General features: G+C 42.3%; 25 protein-coding genes. 14 read left to right on the top strand and 11 right to left on the bottom strand.

Features of this window, described 5'->3' with window-relative positions:
- Positions 1–120 precede the first annotated feature (120 nt).
- A complete protein-coding gene (locus FD17_RS06695) occupies positions 121–984 on the bottom strand; it encodes an SDR family oxidoreductase (protein WP_057824911.1) in 864 nt (287 codons plus the stop codon).
- A gap of 188 nt (positions 985–1,172) precedes the next feature.
- Between FD17_RS06695 and FD17_RS06690 the strand changes: the two genes are divergently transcribed.
- The 4 genes from FD17_RS06690 to FD17_RS06675 all read left to right on the top strand — a co-directional run bounded on the left by FD17_RS06690 (position 1,173) and on the right by FD17_RS06675 (position 4,565).
- On the top strand, positions 1,173–1,583 hold the full coding sequence (locus FD17_RS06690; RefSeq protein ID WP_057824909.1) for a fluoride efflux transporter FluC: 411 nt from the start codon (positions 1,173–1,175) through the stop codon (positions 1,581–1,583).
- Positions 1,574–1,927 carry a fluoride efflux transporter CrcB gene (crcB, locus tag FD17_RS06685; RefSeq protein WP_057824908.1) on the top strand — a complete coding sequence of 118 codons (354 nt, stop codon included), beginning with the start codon at positions 1,574–1,576 and terminating at the stop codon, positions 1,925–1,927. Before FD17_RS06690 ends, crcB begins: the two co-directional genes overlap by 10 nt.
- Before the next feature lie 25 nt (positions 1,928–1,952).
- A complete protein-coding gene (locus tag FD17_RS06680; RefSeq protein WP_057824906.1) occupies positions 1,953–2,804 on the top strand; it encodes a YitT family protein in 852 nt (283 codons plus the stop codon).
- Positions 2,805–3,017: 213 nt separating this feature from the next.
- Positions 3,018–4,565: a YfcC family protein gene (locus FD17_RS06675; protein ID WP_057824904.1), complete on the top strand. Its 1,548-nt coding sequence runs from the start codon at positions 3,018–3,020 to the stop codon at positions 4,563–4,565.
- Between the two features lie 49 nt (positions 4,566–4,614).
- Here the strand turns inward: FD17_RS06675 and FD17_RS06670 are convergent, their stop codons facing one another.
- On the bottom strand, positions 4,615–4,908 hold the full coding sequence (locus tag FD17_RS06670; RefSeq protein WP_057824901.1) for a HigA family addiction module antitoxin: 294 nt from the start codon (positions 4,906–4,908) through the stop codon (positions 4,615–4,617).
- 164 nt (positions 4,909–5,072) lie between these two features.
- On the opposite strand from FD17_RS06670, the gene FD17_RS06665 reads away from it, so the two are divergent.
- On the top strand, positions 5,073–5,489 hold the full coding sequence (locus tag FD17_RS06665; protein ID WP_057824899.1) for an OsmC family protein: 417 nt from the start codon (positions 5,073–5,075) through the stop codon (positions 5,487–5,489).
- A gap of 10 nt (positions 5,490–5,499) precedes the next feature.
- Positions 5,500–7,131: a peptide ABC transporter substrate-binding protein gene (locus FD17_RS06660; protein ID WP_057824897.1), complete on the top strand. Its 1,632-nt coding sequence runs from the start codon at positions 5,500–5,502 to the stop codon at positions 7,129–7,131.
- 118 nt (positions 7,132–7,249) lie between these two features.
- Here the strand turns inward: FD17_RS06660 and FD17_RS06655 are convergent, their stop codons facing one another.
- From FD17_RS06655 to FD17_RS06645, 3 genes are all read right to left on the bottom strand, one after another.
- Positions 7,250–7,495: a hypothetical protein gene (locus tag FD17_RS06655; RefSeq protein WP_057824895.1), complete on the bottom strand. Its 246-nt coding sequence runs from the start codon at positions 7,493–7,495 to the stop codon at positions 7,250–7,252.
- A 213-nt stretch (positions 7,496–7,708) separates the two neighbouring features.
- Complete coding sequence (locus FD17_RS06650; protein WP_057824893.1) at positions 7,709–8,155, bottom strand: hypothetical protein; 447 nt, start codon at positions 8,153–8,155, stop codon at positions 7,709–7,711.
- Between the two features lie 105 nt (positions 8,156–8,260).
- Positions 8,261–8,845, bottom strand: coding sequence for a uracil-DNA glycosylase family protein (locus FD17_RS06645; protein ID WP_057824891.1), 585 nt, complete (start codon positions 8,843–8,845; stop codon positions 8,261–8,263).
- Positions 8,846–8,984: 139 nt separating this feature from the next.
- On the opposite strand from FD17_RS06645, the gene arsC reads away from it, so the two are divergent.
- The 3 genes from arsC to FD17_RS06630 all read left to right on the top strand — a co-directional run bounded on the left by arsC (position 8,985) and on the right by FD17_RS06630 (position 12,189).
- Positions 8,985–9,401 carry an arsenate reductase (thioredoxin) gene (gene arsC / locus FD17_RS06640; protein ID WP_057824889.1) on the top strand — a complete coding sequence of 139 codons (417 nt, stop codon included), beginning with the start codon at positions 8,985–8,987 and terminating at the stop codon, positions 9,399–9,401.
- A 393-nt stretch (positions 9,402–9,794) separates the two neighbouring features.
- Complete coding sequence (locus FD17_RS06635; RefSeq protein ID WP_057824887.1) at positions 9,795–11,189, top strand: amino acid permease; 1,395 nt, start codon at positions 9,795–9,797, stop codon at positions 11,187–11,189.
- Between the two features lie 70 nt (positions 11,190–11,259).
- Entirely contained in the window at positions 11,260–12,189 is a 930-nt protein-coding gene (locus FD17_RS06630) for a nucleoside hydrolase (protein ID WP_057824885.1), read from the top strand.
- 115 nt (positions 12,190–12,304) lie between these two features.
- Here FD17_RS06630 and nadC read toward each other — a convergent pair whose 3' ends face one another.
- Positions 12,305–13,144, bottom strand: coding sequence for a carboxylating nicotinate-nucleotide diphosphorylase (nadC, locus tag FD17_RS06625; protein WP_057824883.1), 840 nt, complete (start codon positions 13,142–13,144; stop codon positions 12,305–12,307).
- Positions 13,145–13,147: 3 nt separating this feature from the next.
- Positions 13,148–14,359: an MFS transporter gene (locus tag FD17_RS06620; RefSeq protein WP_268872138.1), complete on the bottom strand. Its 1,212-nt coding sequence runs from the start codon at positions 14,357–14,359 to the stop codon at positions 13,148–13,150.
- A 226-nt stretch (positions 14,360–14,585) separates the two neighbouring features.
- Here FD17_RS06620 and FD17_RS06615 point away from each other — a divergent pair, with 226 nt between their 5' ends.
- Positions 14,586–15,548: a 3-hydroxyacyl-CoA dehydrogenase family protein gene (locus FD17_RS06615; protein ID WP_082617160.1), complete on the top strand. Its 963-nt coding sequence runs from the start codon at positions 14,586–14,588 to the stop codon at positions 15,546–15,548.
- Positions 15,549–15,612: 64 nt separating this feature from the next.
- On the opposite strand, the gene FD17_RS13510 is transcribed toward FD17_RS06615, so the two are convergent.
- Positions 15,613–15,735, bottom strand: a complete 123-nt coding sequence (locus FD17_RS13510) for a hypothetical protein (protein WP_268872137.1) — start codon at positions 15,733–15,735, stop codon at positions 15,613–15,615.
- 653 nt (positions 15,736–16,388) lie between these two features.
- Here FD17_RS13510 and FD17_RS06610 point away from each other — a divergent pair.
- Together FD17_RS06610 and FD17_RS06605 are read left to right on the top strand one after the other, a co-directional pair.
- Positions 16,389–16,679 carry a type II toxin-antitoxin system RelE/ParE family toxin gene (locus tag FD17_RS06610; RefSeq protein ID WP_156653612.1) on the top strand — a complete coding sequence of 97 codons (291 nt, stop codon included), beginning with the start codon at positions 16,389–16,391 and terminating at the stop codon, positions 16,677–16,679.
- A gap of 19 nt (positions 16,680–16,698) precedes the next feature.
- Complete coding sequence (locus FD17_RS06605; protein ID WP_057824877.1) at positions 16,699–17,046, top strand: helix-turn-helix domain-containing protein; 348 nt, start codon at positions 16,699–16,701, stop codon at positions 17,044–17,046.
- Between the two features lie 60 nt (positions 17,047–17,106).
- Here FD17_RS06605 and FD17_RS06600 read toward each other — a convergent pair whose 3' ends face one another.
- Positions 17,107–17,637 carry an HdeD family acid-resistance protein gene (locus FD17_RS06600; RefSeq protein WP_057824874.1) on the bottom strand — a complete coding sequence of 177 codons (531 nt, stop codon included), beginning with the start codon at positions 17,635–17,637 and terminating at the stop codon, positions 17,107–17,109.
- A 75-nt stretch (positions 17,638–17,712) separates the two neighbouring features.
- Between FD17_RS06600 and sfsA the strand changes: the two genes are divergently transcribed.
- Positions 17,713–18,459 carry a DNA/RNA nuclease SfsA gene (gene sfsA, locus FD17_RS06595; RefSeq protein WP_057824872.1) on the top strand — a complete coding sequence of 249 codons (747 nt, stop codon included), beginning with the start codon at positions 17,713–17,715 and terminating at the stop codon, positions 18,457–18,459.
- 377 nt (positions 18,460–18,836) lie between these two features.
- On the opposite strand, the gene FD17_RS06585 is transcribed toward sfsA, so the two are convergent.
- Both FD17_RS06585 and FD17_RS06580 read right to left on the bottom strand, forming a co-directional pair.
- The gene (locus FD17_RS06585; protein WP_057824868.1) at positions 18,837–19,046 is read right to left on the bottom strand and encodes a helix-turn-helix domain-containing protein; all 210 of its coding nucleotides are present in this window, start codon (positions 19,044–19,046) and stop codon (positions 18,837–18,839) included.
- 17 nt (positions 19,047–19,063) lie between these two features.
- Entirely contained in the window at positions 19,064–19,648 is a 585-nt protein-coding gene (locus FD17_RS06580; RefSeq protein WP_057824865.1) for a DUF2975 domain-containing protein, read from the bottom strand.
- A 201-nt stretch (positions 19,649–19,849) separates the two neighbouring features.
- Here FD17_RS06580 and FD17_RS06575 point away from each other — a divergent pair, with 201 nt between their 5' ends.
- Positions 19,850–21,781, top strand: a complete 1,932-nt coding sequence (locus tag FD17_RS06575; protein ID WP_057824863.1) for a S53 family peptidase — start codon at positions 19,850–19,852, stop codon at positions 21,779–21,781.
- Positions 21,782–22,339: the final 558 nt, after the last annotated feature.

The following is a 22,339-nucleotide window of genomic DNA, read 5'->3' as shown; positions in this document are numbered from 1 at the left end:
TCAAAAATCATAGATCTTGGACAGCTTCTAACGTTTATGATACTTGTGGCAATCAGTGAAAGCAAACCGTGTTTTCGAAAGCCGCATAGAAAAAACTTCCAATTGTGGAAGCTTTCTTAGTTACTTTTTCAGTTTATCAATGACTTCTTCAAGTGATTCCTCAAACGTTGGTAATGGATGGCCCAAAACCTTTGGTAAATCACCGGACGTTTCTGCGAGATCGCCTTCACGAATCAACTTCTGCATACCAACGATTCCGGCAGCTGTTTGTGGGCTGTAGCCAATTGCAATTAGACGTTTCCGATATTCATCGTCGGAAAGTGACATGACATCAAAATTATTATCAGTCAGCAATTTGAGTGTTCGTGCCAAGTCGTCATAACTGCGTTGTGGACCTGAAAATTCATAGACGGTTTTTGGCTCATTGCTCATCAAGACCTTTGCGGCGGCTTCAGCATACTCTCGTTCAAGTGCCCAGCCGACTTTGCCATCACCAGCGGAATAGACAAATGGTTTGTTGTGGATGGCGGCAGGAATTTGCATCCGTTCGTTTTCCAGATACCAGTTGTTTCTCAAGAATGAATAGCCAATCCCGGATTCTCGAATGGCCTGTTCCGTATTCTTGTGGTCGATGGCCAGTGATGATTTTGCTTTGTCAGCGTGTGGGAAGCTGGTGTACGCGATAAAACGAACGCCGGCTTTCTTGGCAGCATTAATTACATTCTTGTGCTGTTGGATTCGACTGACTTTTTGTCCGGGGATTGATGAAATTAGGAGTAATTTATCAACACCCTTTAGTGATTTTTCCAGTGTTTCTTCGGAATCATACGAGCCTGGTCGGACTTCAATTCCAGGTAACAGTTTCTCGGCTTTTTCAGTATCGCGGGCAAGTGCAATGATGTCCGCGTTATCAACGTTTTCAGCTAATACTTTAATAACTGTCTGACCAAATTTACCAGTTGCACCAGTAACTGCGTATTTCATGATCATAACCCCCTCTTAAAAACTCATTAACATATTAAATCCTCTCGTTGAATTGATGTTACCAGTGAATGAAGGGGCTTACAAGAATTTGAACTTATCAGTTTTTCGAGCCAAAAATGAAAATTAGTTATGAAAATTCACTTGTTTTCTACTATACTAAAATGAGGTTTTTAGACGGAGGAAAAGTGATGAATCGCAGGAATTTGTATAAATTAGGTCAATTTACGTCAATTTTCGTTGGTGGGATGCTGGGCGGCGTTAGTCGTTACGAGGTCGGCAATTGGCTTAATGGTGTGAATACCGTTATGGGAACCACGGTTGTCAATCTGGTTGGCTGCTTTTTGCTGACGTTCACAATCTATGGGTTAGATTTGAACATCGATTTGCCCGAATGGGAGATTTTAGGAATCGGTACCGGATTTGTTGGTGCATTCACGACCTTTTCCACTTTTACATTGGAATTCGTCCAGAATGTCAGTCATGATCCAATGGGTTCGTTTATCTTTCTCACAGTGAATTTGATCGGCGGTTTCTTGTGTGTCCTGTTTGGATATTTGACCGCACTGGCGATGGAGAGGGGTAAGCGGATATGGAAATGATGTGGGTTGCCCTGGGCGCAGGATTTGGAGCAGTATGTCGGTATGAGATCACCGTGTTAGGGAAACGAGTATCACCAGTGCTGCCATATGCCACCTTACTGATTAATGTTGTCGGGGCACTATTGGCTGGCTTTTTGACAGGGATGCAAGTCCAAGGGAGTCTGGCATTACTGTTACTAACCGGAGTTTGTGGTGGATTTACGACTTTCTCGACTTTTTCAACGGATACGTTTGTGCTGATTCGAAATAGGCGATATTTAGTTGCCGGTTTGTACTGGTTCGGAACCGTTATGTTGGGGATTGCTGCTGTGGTTCTCGGTTTTCGGTTGGGGACGCTAGTCTGATGGCTTTGCTTGGTCATTCAACAATATGGGGGTGCTTTTCATCAATAAAACAATACTTAAAAATGGATTGCAAATTGTTCTCGGAGCATTCATATATGCGGTTGCAATCAACGACTTTTTGATTCCTCATCAAATTTGGGAAGGCGGCGTAACGGGATTGACTACAATTGGCTACTATGCTTTAAGCATTCCGCCCGCCGTTACCAACTTTGTCTTAAACGGAATCTTGATGTTGATTGGTTTCCGATTTTTGGATAAGAAAACAATCTGGTATTCATTGTGGGCAGTGGTGTGGATCTCAGCTTTTCTGAGACTGCCACCTCTATTGAACTATCACACAACGCAAACAATTATCCCGGCGATCGCTGGTGGCGTTCTGATGGGAATTTCCATGTGGATTATCTTCCGCGGTGAAGGAACCATTGCCGGAAGCACGATTTTGGCAAAGATTATGAACCGTTATTTTGGTATGAAGAACGGGTCGGCCATGCTGATGTTTGACTTGTGCGTGGCGATTCCATCAGCTTTCATTATTGGTTTTCAAAATATGATTCTAACTGTGATTGAATTATACGTGTCAGCGGTTGTCCTGAATGGATTACTGTCACGCTTTGGTGCGCGAAAGGCAGTTACCATTATTTCAAGTCGAACCGATGAGATTACTTCTGAGCTGTCCCAATTGCTTCAACAAGGAATAACCCTGATTAGCGCCAAAGGCTATTATCACCAGGAAAAGCGACCAATGATTTATGCAATTTGCACCGACAAGCAAGTGGCCCAAATTGTGCCGCTGGTTTCCAGTATCGATCCGGATGCGTTTGTGATTGTGGATAATGTTCATAGCGTGAAGGGCGAGGCGTTGGAGAAGATATTGTAACTCAAACTTTCTTCTGACTTCTGATTTAAATAGTTTTTTGGGTGTTGTCAAACGCTTCCAATTCCGTTACACTATGGTTTGTTAAGCTATATTCGATTAGTCATATAATTTTCGTGGTGGGGGATTATTGATTAGTAATTAGTAGTCATAATACTAGGCAGGACCAGTTAAAAGCTGATCCATTTTGTTTTGTAATCAGATAAGGGGGACATTATGGACGCACAAATTGATAAACCAAAGAAGCATTTCAAGTTGAGAATGCCCGGCGCCTTTGTCATTTTATTCATTTTGACAATCGTCGCTGTGGCGGCCACATGGATGGTACCTGCAGGTAGTTATTCTAAATTATCGTATTCGCACTCATCTTTGCAGGTAACCAACCCACACGGGAAAGTAACCACGGTTCCAAGTACTCAAAAGGAACTGGATAAATTAGGTGTCAAAATCGACATCAAGCAATTTACATCGGGCGGTATCACTGCCCCGGTATCGATTCCAAATACCTATCAACGATTAAAGCAGCGACCGGCAAGTATTGCGGCAGTGCCAACAAGCATGGTCAAAGGAACCATTGAAGCCGTTGACATCATGGTATTTATCCTGGTATTGGGTGGCTTGATCGGTGTCGTTAAGGCCAGTGGGGCGTTTGAGTCGGGCCTGCTGGCATTGACCAAGAAGACCAAAGGACATGAATTCTTGCTGATATTCTTTGTTTCAGTTCTGATGGTTCTTGGCGGAACCCTATGTGGAATTGAGGAAGAGGCGGTTGCCTTTTACCCAATCCTGGTTCCTATTTTCATTGCCATGGGGTACGATTCCATCGTGTCTGTGGGCGCAATATTCCTCGCGAGTTCGATCGGGACATGTTTCTCGACCATCAACCCGTTTTCCGTGGTTATTGCGTCTAACGCGGCCGGAATCGACTTTACCCAGGGGCTGACTGAGCGAATCATTGGCTGTATCATTGCCGGCGGTTTCGTGATCGTTTACCTTCATTGGTACAGTAAAAAGGTTAAAGCAAACCCGAAGTTTTCATATTCATATGATGATCGTGAAGAATTCAACAGCATGTGGGAAATTGCCCCAACTGGTGAAGATGGCAAATCCAAATTCACGACCCGTAAGAAATTGATTTTGATATTATTCGTTGTGACATTCCCGCTGATGGTTTGGGGCGTTATGTCTCAGGGCTGGTGGTTCCCAACCATGGCCGCATCGTTCCTGTCATTTGCGATTATCATCATGTTCTTAACCGCAACTGGTAAGCACGGGTTGGGTGAAACGGGTGTTGTTGACGCCTTCGTCAAAGGTGCTTCAAGCCTGGTTGGTGTTTCGTTGATCATCGGTTTGGCACGAGGAATCAATCTGGTACTGAATAACGGTAAAATTTCCGATACCATACTCGAATATTCTTCGACGCTGGTTGCTCACATGAGCGGACCGATGTTTATCATTGTGATGCTGCTGATCTTCTTCCTGTTGGGCTTCATCGTGCCTTCGTCATCAGGATTAGCCGTGCTTTCGATGCCGATTTTGGCGCCATTAGCAGACACCGTTCATATCCCAAGATATGTGGTCGTAACCGCCTATCAATTTGGTCAGTACGCAATGCTGTTCCTGGCTCCAACCGGACTAGTAATGGCAACCTTGCAGATGCTGAACATGAAGTATTCCCATTGGCTCCGGTTTGTTTGGCCGGTTGTTGTGTTTGTCCTGTTATTTGGTGGAGGATTACTCGTTACCGAGGTGTTGATTAATTAATTGAATTTAAATCAAAAAATGATGCTGACAGTGGATGTCGGCATCATTTTTAGTTTGATTGATACTGTTTGATTTGATTGTAATCGTCACCGTGGTTTTCTTCTGCATTTCGTAAGTCGATGTCTTTTTGTAAGTTGAGAAAGTAGCCATCGGACACGCCGAAGAATCGGCCTAAGCGCACAGAGGTATCCACAGTTACTTCCCTACGATCGTGTAAGATGTCTTGAATCCGTGAAGTTGGAACGTTGATATTCTTTGCTAAAGCATAGGCAGATAAATTTAGTGGACTCATGAATTCGTCTCTTAGTATTTCACTCATTTTTGTTGTTGGTATTTTATTCATACTAATCTCCCCACATCAGTGATAGTCAACAATTCCAACACGTCCAAATTCATTTTGATTTTTCAATTGATAAACAAATTTTAACAAATACAATAATAAACCCGCTATAATGACTATTATTCTAACATGAGGTTTTAAAAATTCCGAAAAAAGGGAAGATCATTATGGGAAAATACATTGTAAATTCAAAGCTCAGAAAAGTTGGGGCTCAAGTTGATACACAAACCGGAATTCACCAATTTATTGTTGATGAACCCATTGCGGGGCATGGTACAGATGCCGGGCCTAATCCGGTTCAGTACCTATTATCATCAGTTGGAAGCTGCTTAGCAATCACCGCCAATGACATTGCAAGAAAGCATCCAGAAATCAAAATTAAAAAGTTTCAAACTAAAACAATTGGTGATACCACTCAATATCAGGATGGCCGTTCTGCGGTTACTAAGATCGTTGTTCAAGTTCATGCCGAAACTAATTTAGATGAAGCAGCTCACAAAGCATTCATGCGCTCAGTCGTAAAAGACTGTACGGTTCATGAAACCTTGAAACACGCTGTTCCAATTGAGTTGCAATTCATCTAGGAGGGATAACATGAAGAAGATACGAAATTTTGCTTTAGTTGTTGGTTTAGTAGTGACTGCGGGGATACTTGCGGCATGTGGGAATCAGACATCAAAAAATGGCTCAAATAAGCAGTCAATTTCTCTTATGCAAACTTCTGATTTAACGTCACTCGATAATACAAATCAAGCAACGATGCCTGAATTTAATACGTTAACGAATATTTCGGAAGGGCTGTATCGGCTTAACGATAAAGACCAACCGGTTCCAGCAATGGCGACTAAAATTGTGAAGCCTTCCGACAATGGTAAAAAGTATATTTTTCATATTCGAAAATCTGCCAAATGGAGTAATGGCGATACTGTGAAGGCTGTGGATTTCGAATACTCGTGGAAACGGTCTTTAAATCCGGCAAACAATCCGGTTTACACCTATGTTTTTAGTGGCATCAAAAATGCTGATGCAATTATTAATCACAAAAAGTCCTATAAGACTCTGGGCATTAGGGCAACCGGTGAGAAAACACTCGAGATTACATTGGATCATCCGATGGCCTACTTTAATAAACTAGTCGCAATGCCAGTCTTCATGCCGCAAGATAAATCGTTTGTCGAGAAGGTTGGGATTAAACAATATGGGACAAATGCCAAGAATACCGTCTCAAACGGTGCCTTCAAGATTACTGACTGGACCGGAACCAGTGATTCTTATCGTTTAGTGAAAAATCCGTATTATTGGGATAAAAAGGCCATTAAATTGGATCAAATCAACTATAAAACTGTGAAGGATTCCAACACCGCCCACAATCTATTTGAAGATAAGAAGTTGGATGATGCCACAATTTCTGGTGTGACTGCCAAAAGCTTACAAAAGAACAAAAACTTAAAGAGTGTCCCAAAAGCTTGGACTTATTATCTTCAAGTAAATCAGCGTAAAGGGCAGCCTCTTGCCAACCAGAAATTACGACAGGCAATCTCATTAGCTATTAATCGAAAAGAGTTAACCAACAAAGTGCTGGCTGATGGATCACTGCCTGCCAGTGGGTTTGTGAGTCCAGGGACTGCTATTGATCCAACAACTGGCAAAGACTTCAGTCGGGAAACTAGTTTTAGTGTGGCACAAAATACTGCCCAGGCAAGAAAGCTTTTCAATGCCGGTAAAAAAGAAGCGGGGATTTCAGGAACAGTTAACTTATCAATTGTTGGCGATGATCAGGATGTGACTAAGAACGTTGCTCAATATTTGCAGGGACAGCTTGATAAAACATTACCCGGGGTCAAAGTAAATATTTCAAATATTCCTGATAAAGCCCAACAAGCACGACGAAGTGAGGGTAAATTTGATCTTGCACAGTGGTATTGGCTAGCAGACTTTGGCGATCCAATCAATTACTTGGGAATTCTGACAACAAACAACACCATGAATCCAGGTAAGTTCAGTGATCGCACTTATGATAATTTGATTCAGAAGGCGAAGACTGCCGATAATCAAGCTGACTATTGGCAAGCCCTGCGCCAAGCAGAAAAGCGATTAATGAGTCGAACCGGCATCATCCCGCTGTATTATGTACGAGAAAGTCATCTCGTTAACCCTAAACTACATGGGGTTGAGTATCACGTTGCTGGTTTTGCCGATTATACGCGGGCAAGCATTACTAAGTAAGAAAGCCATCTAATAATTGAACATTCAAAGACGCGATAAAAAAGTAGAAGCTCCGATTCATTTCATATTTGTAACCGAAATGAATTGAAGCTCCTATTTTTAATTATGCATAAGTATTCTAATGTTCCCAACCACACAAACGATAACCATGATGCTTGGCCCAACGCAATGAAACGTGGCGCTTTGCTCCGGCATGGCTCAATCCTCGGCAGCCACGTGAATAGTGATACTTCTTCCCATGATTTGGTGCGATCCAAACATAGGTGGTTCTGGCAGAAACGTCCTTTGGTGGTAGTGACATGAGTCCGCCACCAACTGTAAATGCGACTGCAACTGTTAAAGTTGCTTTCTTAAGCTTTAACATAGGCTGTACTCCCCAATAAATAATGTTGTGTGAATTCCCTCACAAAAATATTGTATCATACCGTCTTCATTATTTATATCAAAATTCTGATATGAATATAAGGATTCCTACAATGACATTGGCTCACTATGGGAAAGGGGCTTGCAAGCATTTTCGGATAAAAAAAGTTGAGCAATGAAAATTGCCCAACTCCGGATCGATCTATTCAAATTACTAAAAAAGCATCGACTCAGACGAACTCATCTTAACCTTGGTACCAATTAAATACACAAAAGTAACGGAAGATTTTGCATATGTTTTTCTCAAGAGCGCAGTTCGGTATTTGCCTGCAATCTTGCGTTTTGTTACACGATAATAGTTGGCGGAACCACTTTCACCGGTCTTGCTGATTCGATACCATTTACCGGTCTTCTTGACGCTCATTTGGCTGCCAGTGTAGACGTCTTTAACGACACCTTGACCAATTGAGATTGAGTGCTTGGTGATCTTAACTCTTCCCCAATCTTTCTTACTGGAAGTCTTGGTTGGTGCCCACCAGTCATGACGCAGAACTGAGGGTGCAGTGTGGCTTGCGGCATTGGCAGTTACGCCGCCACTAACAAGGATGGGTGCTGCGATTGTAAGTGCTAAAGCAAAACTTGCGAGACGTTTTTTTAACATAGTTTCCCCTTTATATGACGTTGCTGGAATTTTGAAGTCAATTAAAGATATCAGATAAAAGTCATCGATTCAATAGCAATTTTTGCATACCAGGGAGATAAGCATTCATTCAGCCATGATCTTACGAATTATTTTTCGTAGTTCAGGCACCACTTCATCCGCAAACCAGGGATGCTGTTTCATCCAACCGTAATTTAAAGGGGATGGGTGTACCAGCGGAAAGTAATCAGGGAGATACTGATCAAAATGACGGACGGTTTTCGTTAGGTTTCGTTCTCGTGCCTTTCCAAGGTAGTATTTTTGAGCATACTGGCCGATCAATAGTTTAATTTTGATGTTAGGCATCAATGCCAGTAAAGGCTCATGCCATTTCTCCGCAAAACCCTTCCTTGGCGGTAAGTCCCCGTGAGCGCCCTTTCCCGGATAATAGAAATCCAATGGCAGGACAGCGACTTTCCCAGAGTTGTAAAATTCATCTTTACTCAAGCCCAACCAATCCCGCAACCGATCACCACTTGGATCATCCCAGAACACCATGGATGCTTGGGCCTTTCGGCTGGGTGCCTGACTGATAATGAGGATTTCCGCCTTGGGGTCAATGTGGTACAACGGGAGAATGCCATCCTTGGTGAATTGTTCATTTTGTGGGTCTGCTTGAATCTCTTCAAAAATTTGATCTGCTGTTTTCATCGGTACCTCCTTAATTCGTTGACTTTAACTCCAATTGTCCACTATTTCGAAAAGTTCGCAATCTTAATTTAAGCAGTCATTCTTGAAATGAAGTAAGATATCAATGACAATAGTGACTTTGAAAGGACGGTGAATCCCAATGGCTCAAAAGATAATCTACTTTCTATGTACCGGCAACTCGTGTCGCAGCCAAATGGCAGAGGGCTTTGCCAGAAAGTACCTGCCGGAAGGTTACTTGGCGTTATCTGCTGGAATTGAAAAGCATGGTGTCAATTCTCGGGCAGTCCAAGTAATGGCGGAAGCCGGCGTCGATATTTCCAAGCAGACTTCCAAATTAATTGATCGTGATATTTTGAACCAATCTTATTTGGTTGTGACCTTGTGTGACGATGCTGAAGAACGCTGCCCGGTCACACCGCCACAAGTCAAACGTGAACACTGGGGATTCCCAGATCCTGCCAAAGCAACGGGAACTGATGCACAAAAGTTAGCTGCATTTCGTTCGGTTCGTGATGGTATTTCCAAAAAAATCGAAGAACTCGCCCACCGAATTTGACTGAGTAATTTTTCAGGCTAATTATTAATCCTTGTGAAATTTCCACTTGCATTTTGTTCATGGGGTGCTAGTATTAGTGTTAAATTAAAACATTAAGCGATGATGAGAAGAGTAGCAGGAATCCTTTTGATAAAGAGAGCCGCGATGGGTGAGAGGCGGCCAAAGGTATTTTTGTGAAGATGAGCTCAGAGCATTAGGCACGTGCAAGCGATGTCTACGTTAGGACACGTTACGATCTCAGACTTAATTAACGATTATCGTTAACGAGTTGTTAAGATGACTAATTGCGAAATTGGCCATAAATTTGGGTGGCACCACGTGGATACGTCCCTACAGCATTGACTGTAGGGACGTTTTTTTGTCCTCATTATCATCATTCAGGGAGGTTTTCAAATGTTAGCGGCAGAAAAGATTGAAGTGAACAAAGACGGTACCAGGCGTGGCTTGTCCAACCTGGCTGTTCAAATGATCGCGTTTGGCGGATCGATTGGGACCGGACTCTTTTTGGGAGCAGGAAGTACGATTCACAGAACCGGGCCATCGATTATTTTGGTATATTTGGTGATTGGGATATTCTTTTTCCTAATGATGAGGGCAATCGGTGAAATGATGTATTCTGACCCTGAGCAGCACACCTTTGTGTCGTTTATTGGCAAATACGTCAACGAGCGACTGGGGAAGTTTGCGGCTTGGAGTTATTGGTTAGAGCTGATTTTAGCCGGAATGGCCGAACTGACCGCAATCTCAACGTATGTGAAATACTGGTTTCCAAATGTTTCCGCACCGATTATCCAAGTCCTGTTTCTACTCATTTTGAGTGGAGTCAATTTGGCCATGGTCAGCTCGTTTGGTAAATCGGAAACCTTTCTTTCCGGTATCAAGGTGATTGCGATTTTGGCACTGATTGCCATCGGGATTTATCTGGTATTCACACACCATGAGAACCCAACCGGCACCCACGCATCCTGGAGCAACCTGACATCCGGGTTCACCATGTTTCCAAATGGCATTCACCAATTTATCATGGCATTCCCAATGGTTTTCTTCGCCTTTCAGGGGATGGAATTTGTCGGTATCACAACTGCCGAAACCAAAAATCCCCGTCGTGTTCTGCCTAAAGCAGTCAACCAAATTATTGCCAGAATTCTGCTATTTTATATTGGTTCTCTGATTGTGATTATGGCCATTACACCTTGGAAGACTTTGAATCCAAATCAAAGTCCGTTTGTACAAATCTTTAATCTGGCCGGAATTCCCGGGGCTTCTGCGGTCATCAATATCGTAGTGATTGCTGCGGCAATGTCAACACTGAACAGTGCGATTTTCTCGACTGGCCGTCATCTTTACCAATTGGCCCAAGAGTCCGGTTCAAAAGCAATGCAGCCATTCCAAAAGGTTTCCAAGAGCGGAATCCCCATTGTCAGTGTTCTCTTCTCAGCAGGAATGATGCTGCTTGCACCGGTTATCAGCTCATTCAATTCTTTGGGTGCAGCATTCTCGTTCATTGCATCTGTTTCGAGCGACATTTATATTTTAGTATGTATGTTGACAATGGTGGCCCACTGGAAGTACCGTCATTCAAAAGATTTCCGTGCTGATGGCTTCAAGATGCCCAGTTATCGCTGGTCCAATCCGCTGACAATTGCTTTCTTTCTTGCCATTTTCGCTAGTCTGTTCTTCAGCAGTGAATCATTTTTATCAGCTTTGGGAGCGGTTATTTGGTCTTTTGCTTTTTATGCAGTATTAAGGAGAAAAAACACCAACGATCTTGGGGTAGAAGATGGCTGACAACCATTTTCATTAGACCAAAATTCATCCATCCTGTATGATGACAGTAACAAACAAGGAGGATGCAATCTTGAAAAATGTCTACTTTGATCATGATGGTAACGTTGATGACTTGGTATCGTTATTGCTGTTGCTGCAGATGCCCGAAGTTAATTTGACCGGTGTTGGCGTGATTGACGCTGACGGTTACATCGAAGGCTCTGTACCGGCGTCACGAAAAATCATTACCCAGTTCGGTCACGGTGCCCAGGTATCGGTAGCCGCATCAAATTCTCGGGCAGTTCATCAATTTCCTAAAGAGTGGCGGTTGAGCTCATTTTCATTTGACGCCTTCCCGTTACTTAATGAGCACGGCGCACCAACTACGCCTTTGGCTGATAAACCAGCTCATTTGGATATGATCGATAAGCTTCAAAATACTGAAGGCAAAACTGATTTGGTTATGACCGGTCCATTGACTGATCTGGCTCGGGCACTGGAAGTTGATCCAAGTATCGTTAAGAAAATTGAACGCTTGTACTGGATGGGTGGTACCATGCGGACTGAGGGAAATGTCTTGGAACCCAAACACGATGGTACAGCTGAATGGAATGCCTACTGGGATCCTGAGGCAGTCAAAACCGTCTGGGATGCTGACATTGATATTCAAATGGTCGGTTTGGAAAGTACCAACCAGGTACCTTTGAACGCCGATGTGCAGCAGCACTGGGCCAGCCTGCGCCGTTATCCGATGATGGATCTGATCGGCCAGGGATATGCGCTGGTGTCATCATATGAAGCAAACTCAACCTACTATCTATGGGATGTACTGACCACCGTTGCCAGCCAATATCCGGATCTGGTTGAGACCAAAGACATCAAAGGGGATGTTTTGACCAGTGGCGATGGCGCCGGGCGAACCTTTGAAACCGACAACGGTCGACCAATCAACCTGGTGACGGCAGTTCACGGCAAAGCATTTTATGATAAGTTTGATGAGTTGCTGACTCAGGATAACTAACAACCGATGGCACAGATGAATTGTATTTCCAGTTAACTAAATGAAGCAACATAAAACCTCCTTCGCTTAAAACGAAGGAGGCTTTTGTTATCTGATCTGATATTTGTGAACTTGATTAGCTTTTGATAACACCCTTGACCAGGAAGCTGATGTCTAATGGTGAAACATCATTGGTTAAGTTTCCGATTGAAATGAAATCAGCACCGCATCCTTTGAATGAGGCGATCATATCTTCATTAATACCGCCGGATGCTTCGATCTTGGTGGTATCAAGAACCAGTTGCTTCCATTGTTTGATGGTGGCCGGGGCTTGGTTATCGAACATAATCACATCGGCACCGACCGCAATTGCGTCTTTTAATTCGTCCTCGGTTTCCACTTCAATCTCAATGGGTGTCAACGGACCAACGTTCTTCTTGACGGTTGATAGGGCTTGCTTGACGCCACCGGCCAAGGCAATATGATTGTCTTTCAACATGATTCCACCGGTGAGGTCAAAACGATGATTGAAGCCGCCACCAGCAGTTACCGCAAACTTATCGAATAACCGCAAACCTGGTGCCGTTTTCCGGGTGTCTGTTATCCGAATGGTAGGATCATCCAACTTCTTGACGAATTCAGTGGTTTTGGTGGCAATCCCACTCATCCGTTGGACCAGATTAAGGGTGACCCGTTCACCGGTTAGTAGAACCGATGCCGTGCCCTTTACCTCGCCAATGACGGTTCCGGCTTTGACAAATTCACCGTCTTTTACAAGTGGGGAATATTTGGCATCACCGAGTAAATCATAAACTGCTTGAGGAATATCCTGACCGCAAACCACGCCGGCTTCTTTTGCGATAAATGAACCATGAATGACTTTTGTGCCTGGTAAATATCTAACGCTCATATCGCCAAAGTTGATGTCTTCATTGAGAAACTCCTGTAGTTTTTGGCACATCAGAATGTTATTCATCGCTTACTCCTTTTGATTATCTTGGGAGGCAGGTAAGGTTAATACGGCAATCGAGCCAATGACCAATGAAATCATGAAGATAATGAAAACCAGGTTAACACTGGTTTGATGATCCATCAATATTCCAACCAGCAGTGGCCCAACGATTGCACCGATTCGACCAATTCCCTGAGCGATTCCAGTCATAGTTCCTCTGATTTTGCTCTCATAAAGGTCAGGAGTGAGTGCGATGATTGCGCCATATGCGCCCAAATTAAAGAACGATAGGACACAACCAGCGATCACAATCATCACTGCCGTGGTTGACTGGCCAAACATAATGGCACCTAAAGCCGTTCCCAGCATATAAATGGAGAAGACATATTTCACTTTCATTCTGCGAGCCAACCATGCTGCGCAGAAGTATCCGGGCAGTTGAGCAACAACAATGATGGTCGTGTAGCCAAAACTGCTGACAACCCCGTAACCTTTATCAATCAGGATGCTTGGCAGCCACATGAACATGCCATAGTAGCTGAACATAACCATGAACCAGGCAACCCAAAGTGTGAGTGTCCATGGTCGGAACTCTGACTTCAAGGTTGCACGCCATTCACTTGTCTGCTTAGGTAGTGTGTGAATTTCATGAATATGACGACGTAAGACCAAAGCGAAGAAGCCGGCCAACGCAGTCAATATCAGTAATCCACGCCAACCCAACACTGGCGCAAATAGTACTGATAGAAACGATGCAACTAACCAACCAACAGCCCAAAAGCTATCAGCCAAAATCAACATTTGTGATCGTTTGGGCCCCCGATACATATCGGCAACATAGGTTGCGGCAACCGGCAACTCACCACCAAGCCCCATTCCGACAATAAAACGAATAGCTAAAAATGTATAAAATCCTGGGGCTGCAGCAAGAACTAGGTTACCGATTGAGAACGTCAGCAGGGTGATGATCAGGGTATTCTTACGCCCAATTCGATCAGCGAGGCTCCCAAAGTAAAAGCCACCACAAATCATCCCGACGGTACTGATCGAACTGATTAATCCGGTTTGCGAATTGGTCAGCATCCATTCTTTATGGACGATTGACATGATAAATGACAATAGTCCAACGTCCATTGCGTCAAACATCCAGGCCGTTCCGATGACCAGAAACGTAAAGGATGTCGACTTTTGGTTCGTATTTTCCAACTTAAAATACCTCCTCAAATTTATAAAAGTAATAAATACTTTTATCTGAATAGATTAAAGTACAAAATACTTTAATAATGAGGATACGCTAACACGCTTAAAAGTACAAGCTATTTTTCAAAATTCGGCCTGCCGATAATTTTATATAAGCTAAAATGAACGAGGAATAATCAAAATGTGAATCAGTGAACGATTAGTCTTAAATATGGTAAACTCACGGTAGATAGATGATGAATGAGTATTCTTGGGGGGCGATTTTATGTCGACAGTAAAAATGAATGATATCAAAGTGATTGCTAATATCGGTGCAGGTACGATGGGGCACGCAACGGCAATGCAGTTTGCCATGAAAGGTTACCAGGTTAACTTACTTGATATGAGTCAGGCAGCCTTAAAGCATGGACTGGAATTGATTGATCATGACTTGGACACCTTCGAACAAAACGGGATTATCAAGGGCAATCAAAAGGCTGATATTTTGGCGAGGATTGTTCCGACGACCGACTATTCCGATGCATTGACCGAGGCAGATTTTGTAATCGAATCAATCGTTGAAGACTTAAAAGTGAAGCAGACTGTGTGGCAGAAAGCTGAACATTATCTCTCTGATCAGACGATTATGGCCACCAACACTTCAGGGTTGAGTCCAACCGCAATTCAAGACGGACTAAAACACCCTGAGAACTTTGTAGTTGCTCACTTCTGGAACCCTGCGCAATTAATGCCGTTGGTAGAAGTTGTTCCAGGTGAACGGACAGCCGAAGACACGGTTAAAACAACGGTTTCACTCATGAATCACATCGGTAAACATGCCGTGGCACTTAAAAAAGAAGCGTTGGGGTTTGTTGGCAACCGGCTTCAGCTTGCGGTTCTCAGGGAAGCCTTCAAAATTATCAATGATGGCATTGCCAGTCCGGCAGCCGTTGATGATATTGTCAAATACAGTTTGGGCCGTCGCTGGAGTTTACTTGGTCCAATTGCCAGTGCTGACTTGGGAGGCCTGGATGTGTTCAAGAATATCAGCACTTACCTTTATGATGATTTGGCCAACAATACCGGTACTGATCCCGTCTTGAAGAAAATGGTTGACCAAGGAGATCTCGGCGTTAAGTCCGGTAAAGGATTTTATGATTGGGAAGGCGACAACGGTAAAGAAGCGATTTTAATGCGGGATATCAACTTGCTGAAATTGCTGAAGAATGATGAGAAACATACTGAATAATACAAAATGGCAGCTATTTCATAACTAGAAATAGCTGCCTAACTGTTTATATTCCTATTCATTTTCATTGTCCCTTAGTGACTGAATTCCAGAATAAACGGTTGCTTTCACTGGTTTCCAAGTTGCCAGCATCTTCCGACTTCTTTGACAACATACGATTGAACATCTTTTCCAAAGTCTTCTTCATATTACATGACCTCCTAGATCAATATTCAAGCTGCAAACACTTGGTAAATCAACAACTGATTAACCGAATGCTTTCTCTCTTGCAACTCTATCTTTAGTATAGGTCTTTAAAGATTACATTTGCAATGATTTGCTCATATTTCTGTAATAAATGTCGTGAAAATGCAATGGAAAGGCTTTCATTTACCAAATAGGATTATGAAAGAAATTAAAAAGCACAATGTTCATGACATTGTGCCGTGTGCCCCCATACGTCTCTAATCAATTCTCTATTCAGTCTTTGGTGAAACTCGGTAGATACACTCATCTAGTGTGATCCCCAATGGGTATTGAGCCTATACTCCCCGCGTTACGACCGATTTATCGTAACTTGTGAAAATGCCAGCAAACGATAAAAAGTGATTATTGCAGATGAACTGGCAATCTTCACGGGATTATTATACGATAATGTGAAATGATATACAAGAACTACAGAACAGAGTTTTCCACGGATCTGTATGTTTAAGCAGATTTATATCCTTAATTGCGTATTTACTTTTTAGAAACACAATGCATTGTATTGGTTAACTAATACCAGGTGTTATATAATGTAAATACATTTGTAGGAGTAAACATGTGTCGATCCGCATAATATATCTCAGATCTTTCAACAAAATGTTAAAAGAGTTGGTTAAAAACCCCGATAAGATTAAGCGACAAATTGAGACAGACATCCAATACTTTATTGAACAAAATCCTGACACATTTCAGTATCCGGATTCAGGAACCGGAATCGGAAACGTTTGGAAATTAAGAGTGGGACCCAGACAAGAATTTCGTGCAATTTATTATGTGTATGCCAAAGCGAACACAATCTTTTTTATTTTGATATTCGCCAAACAGGATCAAGCTAACATTACCAGAAAGCAGATTAAAGAAATCAAAGGTATCATTAAGAACTTATGATTATTTGGAGGTAATTATTTTGAAGGATGAGGATTTTAATCTATTAAAGCAGGGCTTTAAGGACATTTCTGATATCGTTCACGGAAAAGACGTGCAAGGAACTGAGGAAGTCATGATTAAGCCCCGCGGCAAATCAATTCCAATTGATTCAATTGATAAGGGAATGACCGCAGCTAATATTACAAACTTAAGATTATCATTGAACATGTCTCAAGAAATGTTTGCAGAGGTCATAGGCGTTTCTACCAGTACTGTTCGGGCTTGGGAACAGGGAAAACGTCATCCAAATACAAGTATCTTTCGGCTTATTACCTTGATCCAAAATGATCCCAAAAGAATTAAAGAACTTGTTAACTTAAAGAGTTAGGCATTATAAAAACCGTGCGGGACTAAAAATTTAGCTCGCACGGTTTTATGATGATTTTTTTTATAAACGCAGTTGCCAAGCAGTCACAATCTCCATGATTCCCATGACGATCAGGGTAGCTCCAAAGAATTGCAGTAAGATCAAAATCGTATCAAATGGATTGAATGCCAACAGGATTCCCACTAAAATTAAGAGGACTCCATACAGCACAAAAGGCATTGGCGAAACGTTGACGTATTGGCGATGATTTAACGCTGTGAAGACGTTGGAAGCTCCGGTAATGACCAAGACGATACCCAAAATAAACGGTAAAAATGACAGTAGCGGCACCGCCAGGATAAAGACGATGACGGCGATAACCAATTGGGTAATGCCGATTGCCAGACTATAATCAGTGACTTCATTTCGGGCTCGCTGTCGCCATGCCGAAATCAGGTTGATAACACCGAAAACAATAAAGAATGAGGCAATTAGATTAATGACGATATTTAATGTGCCATGTGGATCGAATAGGAAGAATAGCCCAAAGAGGATGTATGCGAGACTTTTGAGCCAGATGTAGTTTCTGATTCGATTAATGAATGAATACATATGATTTCCCCCTAATAATTTTTATTACCTATATAATACTAGTAATGAATTGAAAACGACAGAAAGAGGCTTATGATGCAATATCCAAATGTTCATCTGGCAACATTTATTGACCGACCGAACCGGTTCATTGCCCATTGTCAGCTGGTTGATACTGGCGAGGTTGTGACGACTCACGTGAAAAATACCGGCAGGACAACGATCCTTCAACCGGGCGTCACAACTGCCTTAGTGCATAATGACAATCCCAATCGGAAGACGCAGTATGATTTGGTAGCGGCAAAAAAGTACGACCGTCAGTGGATTAACATCGACTCTCAAGCACCTAATAAGATAGTCAAGACAGGTTTGGAAAGTAATTATGTCAAGCTACCTGGTATTCAAGCGGTCGCAGAAGTGAATCCTGAGACAACCTATCGAGACTCCCGATTGGATTTTGCTGGTTCCGATAACCTTGCTCGGCCATTTTTTGTTGAAGTGAAGGGCGTGACGCTGATCAACGAGGGGATTGCAGCGTTTCCGGATGCACCAACCACGCGGGGCCTCAAGCACGTTCAAACACTGGAAAAAGCAATTGATGATGGATATTTGGCCTACCTATTATTTGTGATCCAAACCAAAGGCATTAAAAAGGTCACAATCGACCGTGATATTTTCAATGAACTGGCTGTTGAAATCGAGAAGGCGCAAAAGAAGGGTGTCCATGTGATTGCCTATGACTGCCAAGTGGAACCAGGAACACTTGAGTTGGATCAACCGGTGCCGTTTGATTTAAGCCAGCTATTTGTCAGCGATGGACTGCCATCTTCGATTGGAAAATAACCAAGATGAAAAGGCACGTATTGTATGGGCTTATAGGCTGTGTAGACTCACTGTAAACATTAATCTCAACTAAAAACAAGCATCATGGTAAGAATATTTTTAAGGTATTTTCTTGCCATGATACTTATTTATTTTTTCGAGTTTTTCTGAAGAGCGTTGTGCGAGCGGTGGAGTGCGAAGCCGATTATAATTACCCCAAGTATGACTCCGACAAGATCACCCCAGAAATTGCCAATTTGCTCATGCTGCCATTCGGTGGCCATGGGATATGCATTTGCGACCAAAATGAGTATGCCAAACCAAAAGTCGAATGATTGATAAAACTTACTGTTAAACCACTTTGTTTTCATCATGAAATCTCCTTTTCTGCTAATACGTTATTGTTCGTCATCTTCATACTTAATAATATCGCCGGGCTGACACTTCAAGACCTTACAGATTTTTTCCAGCGTCGAAAACCTGATTGCCTTTGCCTTGCCGGTTTTTAATATTGAAATGTTTGTTGGGGTAATCCCCACTTTTTTTGCCAGTTCTCCTGTTGCAATGTTTCTTTCTGCCATCACGACGTTTAAAGTGATTCTGATCATTATGCGTTCCCCCAATGTTAGACGGTTAGGTCACTTTCTTCTTTTAAGTTAAATGCTAATTTGAATAGGAAGTAGATGACCGCAAAAAACACTAAATTGATCACATCATTGCCCAGGGTTTCCCAAGTTGCCGAGAATAAGCCGTCGTTAATTCGGCCAAGTTTGGATGCTGAAAGCTGGTTACCGGCAGCAAGAAATGGATCAGCGCAAACCGTGACAATTTGTGCGATAACAATATTTTTTAAGCGTCTGAGGTTGTCAGCAACAAAATACTGTTTCTTACCGATGTTGCTGATAATTTGGACAATTGCCCAAAACAATATGATTATTGCAATTACTGTCAGAGTAATGCCGATTGCCATGAGAATTGAGTACGGGATATTTGGAAAATTAGCAATTTGAGAATGGGTAACATGAATGTGGTCCGGTGAAATCAAAAAATCGCTAGCCGAGCTATTAACAATCCCATTTTGAGCCATCTTTCCAGTGAATCCGTAATAAAGATAAACAAACGGCGTGATGAAACTAAAACAAACAACGACTAAACTGATTTGAAGGAAAATCGAAATTACACCTAAGCTCTTATCCAATACTTTTGACATGTTGAACATCTCCTGCTTTTATTTAATTCGAATATATCATATCGATAAACGATAATCAATGCCTGAATATCAATATTTTATTTTTGATATTCAAAGATATTCATTATTTATCCTGAGCAATTCCTTTTAGGCCTTTAAATATCCATGCTAAAATTACCATGTAAGCGTTACATAAAGTGTTTGATTGAGGGGATGATTTTTATGAAGAAGCATAATATATTTAAGCAATTATTGATTGTATTTGCAGCAGTGTTCTCTTTTGTCTTGCTGAGTGCGGGGACGACTTCCGCATCGACAATCGGGGATCTCTATGGGCAAACCATTACTGCTCACATGATTAAGCCGACAAAGATGACACCCAATACCACAACCACTTTTGATGTGGTATTGAAGCCGCAAAATGAGCAGGCATACTATCAAGAAGCAATGGATGTGAACGATCCAACAAAGCCGGACTTCAAAAACTTTCTGACCGGTCCACAAATCCAGGCAAAGTATGGTCAGCCGCAATCGGTTCTCGATCAGTGGGTTTCACTGTTCAAGAAGAACCATTTAAATGCTGAAGTTTATAAGAATGGGTTTGTTATCAATGTTTCCGGAAAAGTGAAGTATATTGATAAGATGTTCAAAACAAATATGAACACAGCCGAATATCATTCCGATCCGCTTCAATTTAGTAGTAAGAAGCCTTCAATTCCGGCCAACTTGAAAGATACGGTCTTTGTTATATTAGGGATGGCCGATCACAGTAAGGGTAACTTTTACCCGGACACCGACGTTTCCTTTGATGAGCCGGTGAAAGCCCCTAATTATGCTAATCAAGTCAGTCACGGTTACACAAGCCGTTTTACCGATACTTATGGTGTTAACGATCTTTATAAACAAGGATTGACTGGAAAAGGGCAGACAATCGGCATTATTACATTTGGAAATGTTGTGAAGAGCAATCTGTTTCATTTTTGGAAGCACGAAAATGCCAGTACCGATAAGAACCGATTTACAGTTCGAACTGTTAAAGGAAACACGATTAATAAGGGTTATGTGACCAAGGATGACTCCGAAGCCACAATGGATACCGAATATGCCGGTTCGGTGGCACCACAAGCCAACATTAAGATGTATTACAACAAGGCCGCTACTTCAGATTATATGAATTTGATTAATTCCTATTTAATGGCGTATGACGACGGGGATGTCAGTGCCATCAGCAACAGTTGGGGACTTGGACCGAATAACTATTTCCAGATTTTGGAAAAGCGTAAGATCATGCCATTTCAGTATGTTCAAGTTTTGAATCTGGTATTGGCGCAGGGTGCCCTTCAAGGAGTCTCAAGCTTTGTTGCCTCAGGTGATAACGGGGCGCTCAATTACACCATCAGCGGCTTGGTAGGTAATGATGCGATTCTTGATCGGTCCATCCAAGATACCGATCCATATCCTTCAAATCCGTGGGTCACATCGGCTGGTGGAACTAGCCTGCCATTCCAATTTAAAATGATGGTTGACGGTCACTCATTGGGGACAATTACCAATGCAAAAGAACGTTCATGGGGCTCTGACTATTACTGGCCATTCCTGATGGCAAACAGTAACTTCATCGCATCGATGCCGGAGTACTGGGACTTGATCAGTGATGCCGGTGGCGGTGGCTTTAACCAAGCATATCAAACTCCAAGTTATCAAGAAGGCGTTCCGGGGGTTAATACCTATAATGCCCGTGAATATTTGTCACAATACAATCAGCCGGTGTTTAACGCACCGTTATTCCATGGGACAAATTGGGGCCGGAATTACCCTGATATTTCAGCAAATGCGGACTCAATGACCGGTTACCAGGTTTACCAGGTATCCCATGGGAAAGCTTGGGATAATTATGGTGGTACCAGTGTTGTTTCACCACAGTTTGCCGGGGTTGCTGCGCTGATCAACAGTGCCAACGGCAGACAGCGAATGGGCTTCTGGAATCCACAATTATATCAACTGGCAACCAAGTCGGATTCGCCGTTCCATCCATTAAACGATACGGACGAAAATTCGAATCTGTATTACACTGGGCAACCGGGTACCGTTTATAATCAGGCAAGCGGCCTGGGAACGGTTGATTTTAGTAAGCTGTTTAATGTTTATAAATAATGAGTAAAAGTTAAGACGTAAAAAAGATGACGTGAAACGTCATCTTTTTTGATCTATATTTTAAAATTATTCCCATTTTTATTCTAAAATCGTAGAATTTTGATATAATTAACGGGCTAGTTATTTCATTTCCGGGGCTTATGTGAATGGTAAGGATCCAGAAATGGGGTGGTAATTTGCAATTCCTTTTAATTCACTTAGTCTGTCCAATATTGGTTGGTGTGATTGTTGCATATCTTATCGAAACTTTCAAAAGGCGATAAGTTTTACCTCTAATTGGCGTAAACTGTAAGTATTGAATAACTGGCATGGGGCAGCTTCTAGCGGGGCTGCCTTATTTTGGTATAAAAAAACTACCTATGCTAGCGGACATAAGTAGTTTTGGTGATAATTTGCATTCCTTTTAAATCATTATATCATGATTTACATTGGTGTAAATAAGCCAAAAGACGCAATATCATCGGGGACGATATAATTTGTTTGCCTGTCAAAAAATTTCGGCAAGTTAACGCAAACCAAGTATGTAAAGTTTGCGATTGTTTTTTCCGCAACCATTTG

Source organism: Lentilactobacillus sunkii DSM 19904 (assembly GCF_001435575.1).
GTDB lineage: Bacteria > Bacillota > Bacilli > Lactobacillales > Lactobacillaceae > Lentilactobacillus > Lentilactobacillus sunkii.
This window is presented reverse-complemented; position numbering and strand designations above follow the sequence as displayed.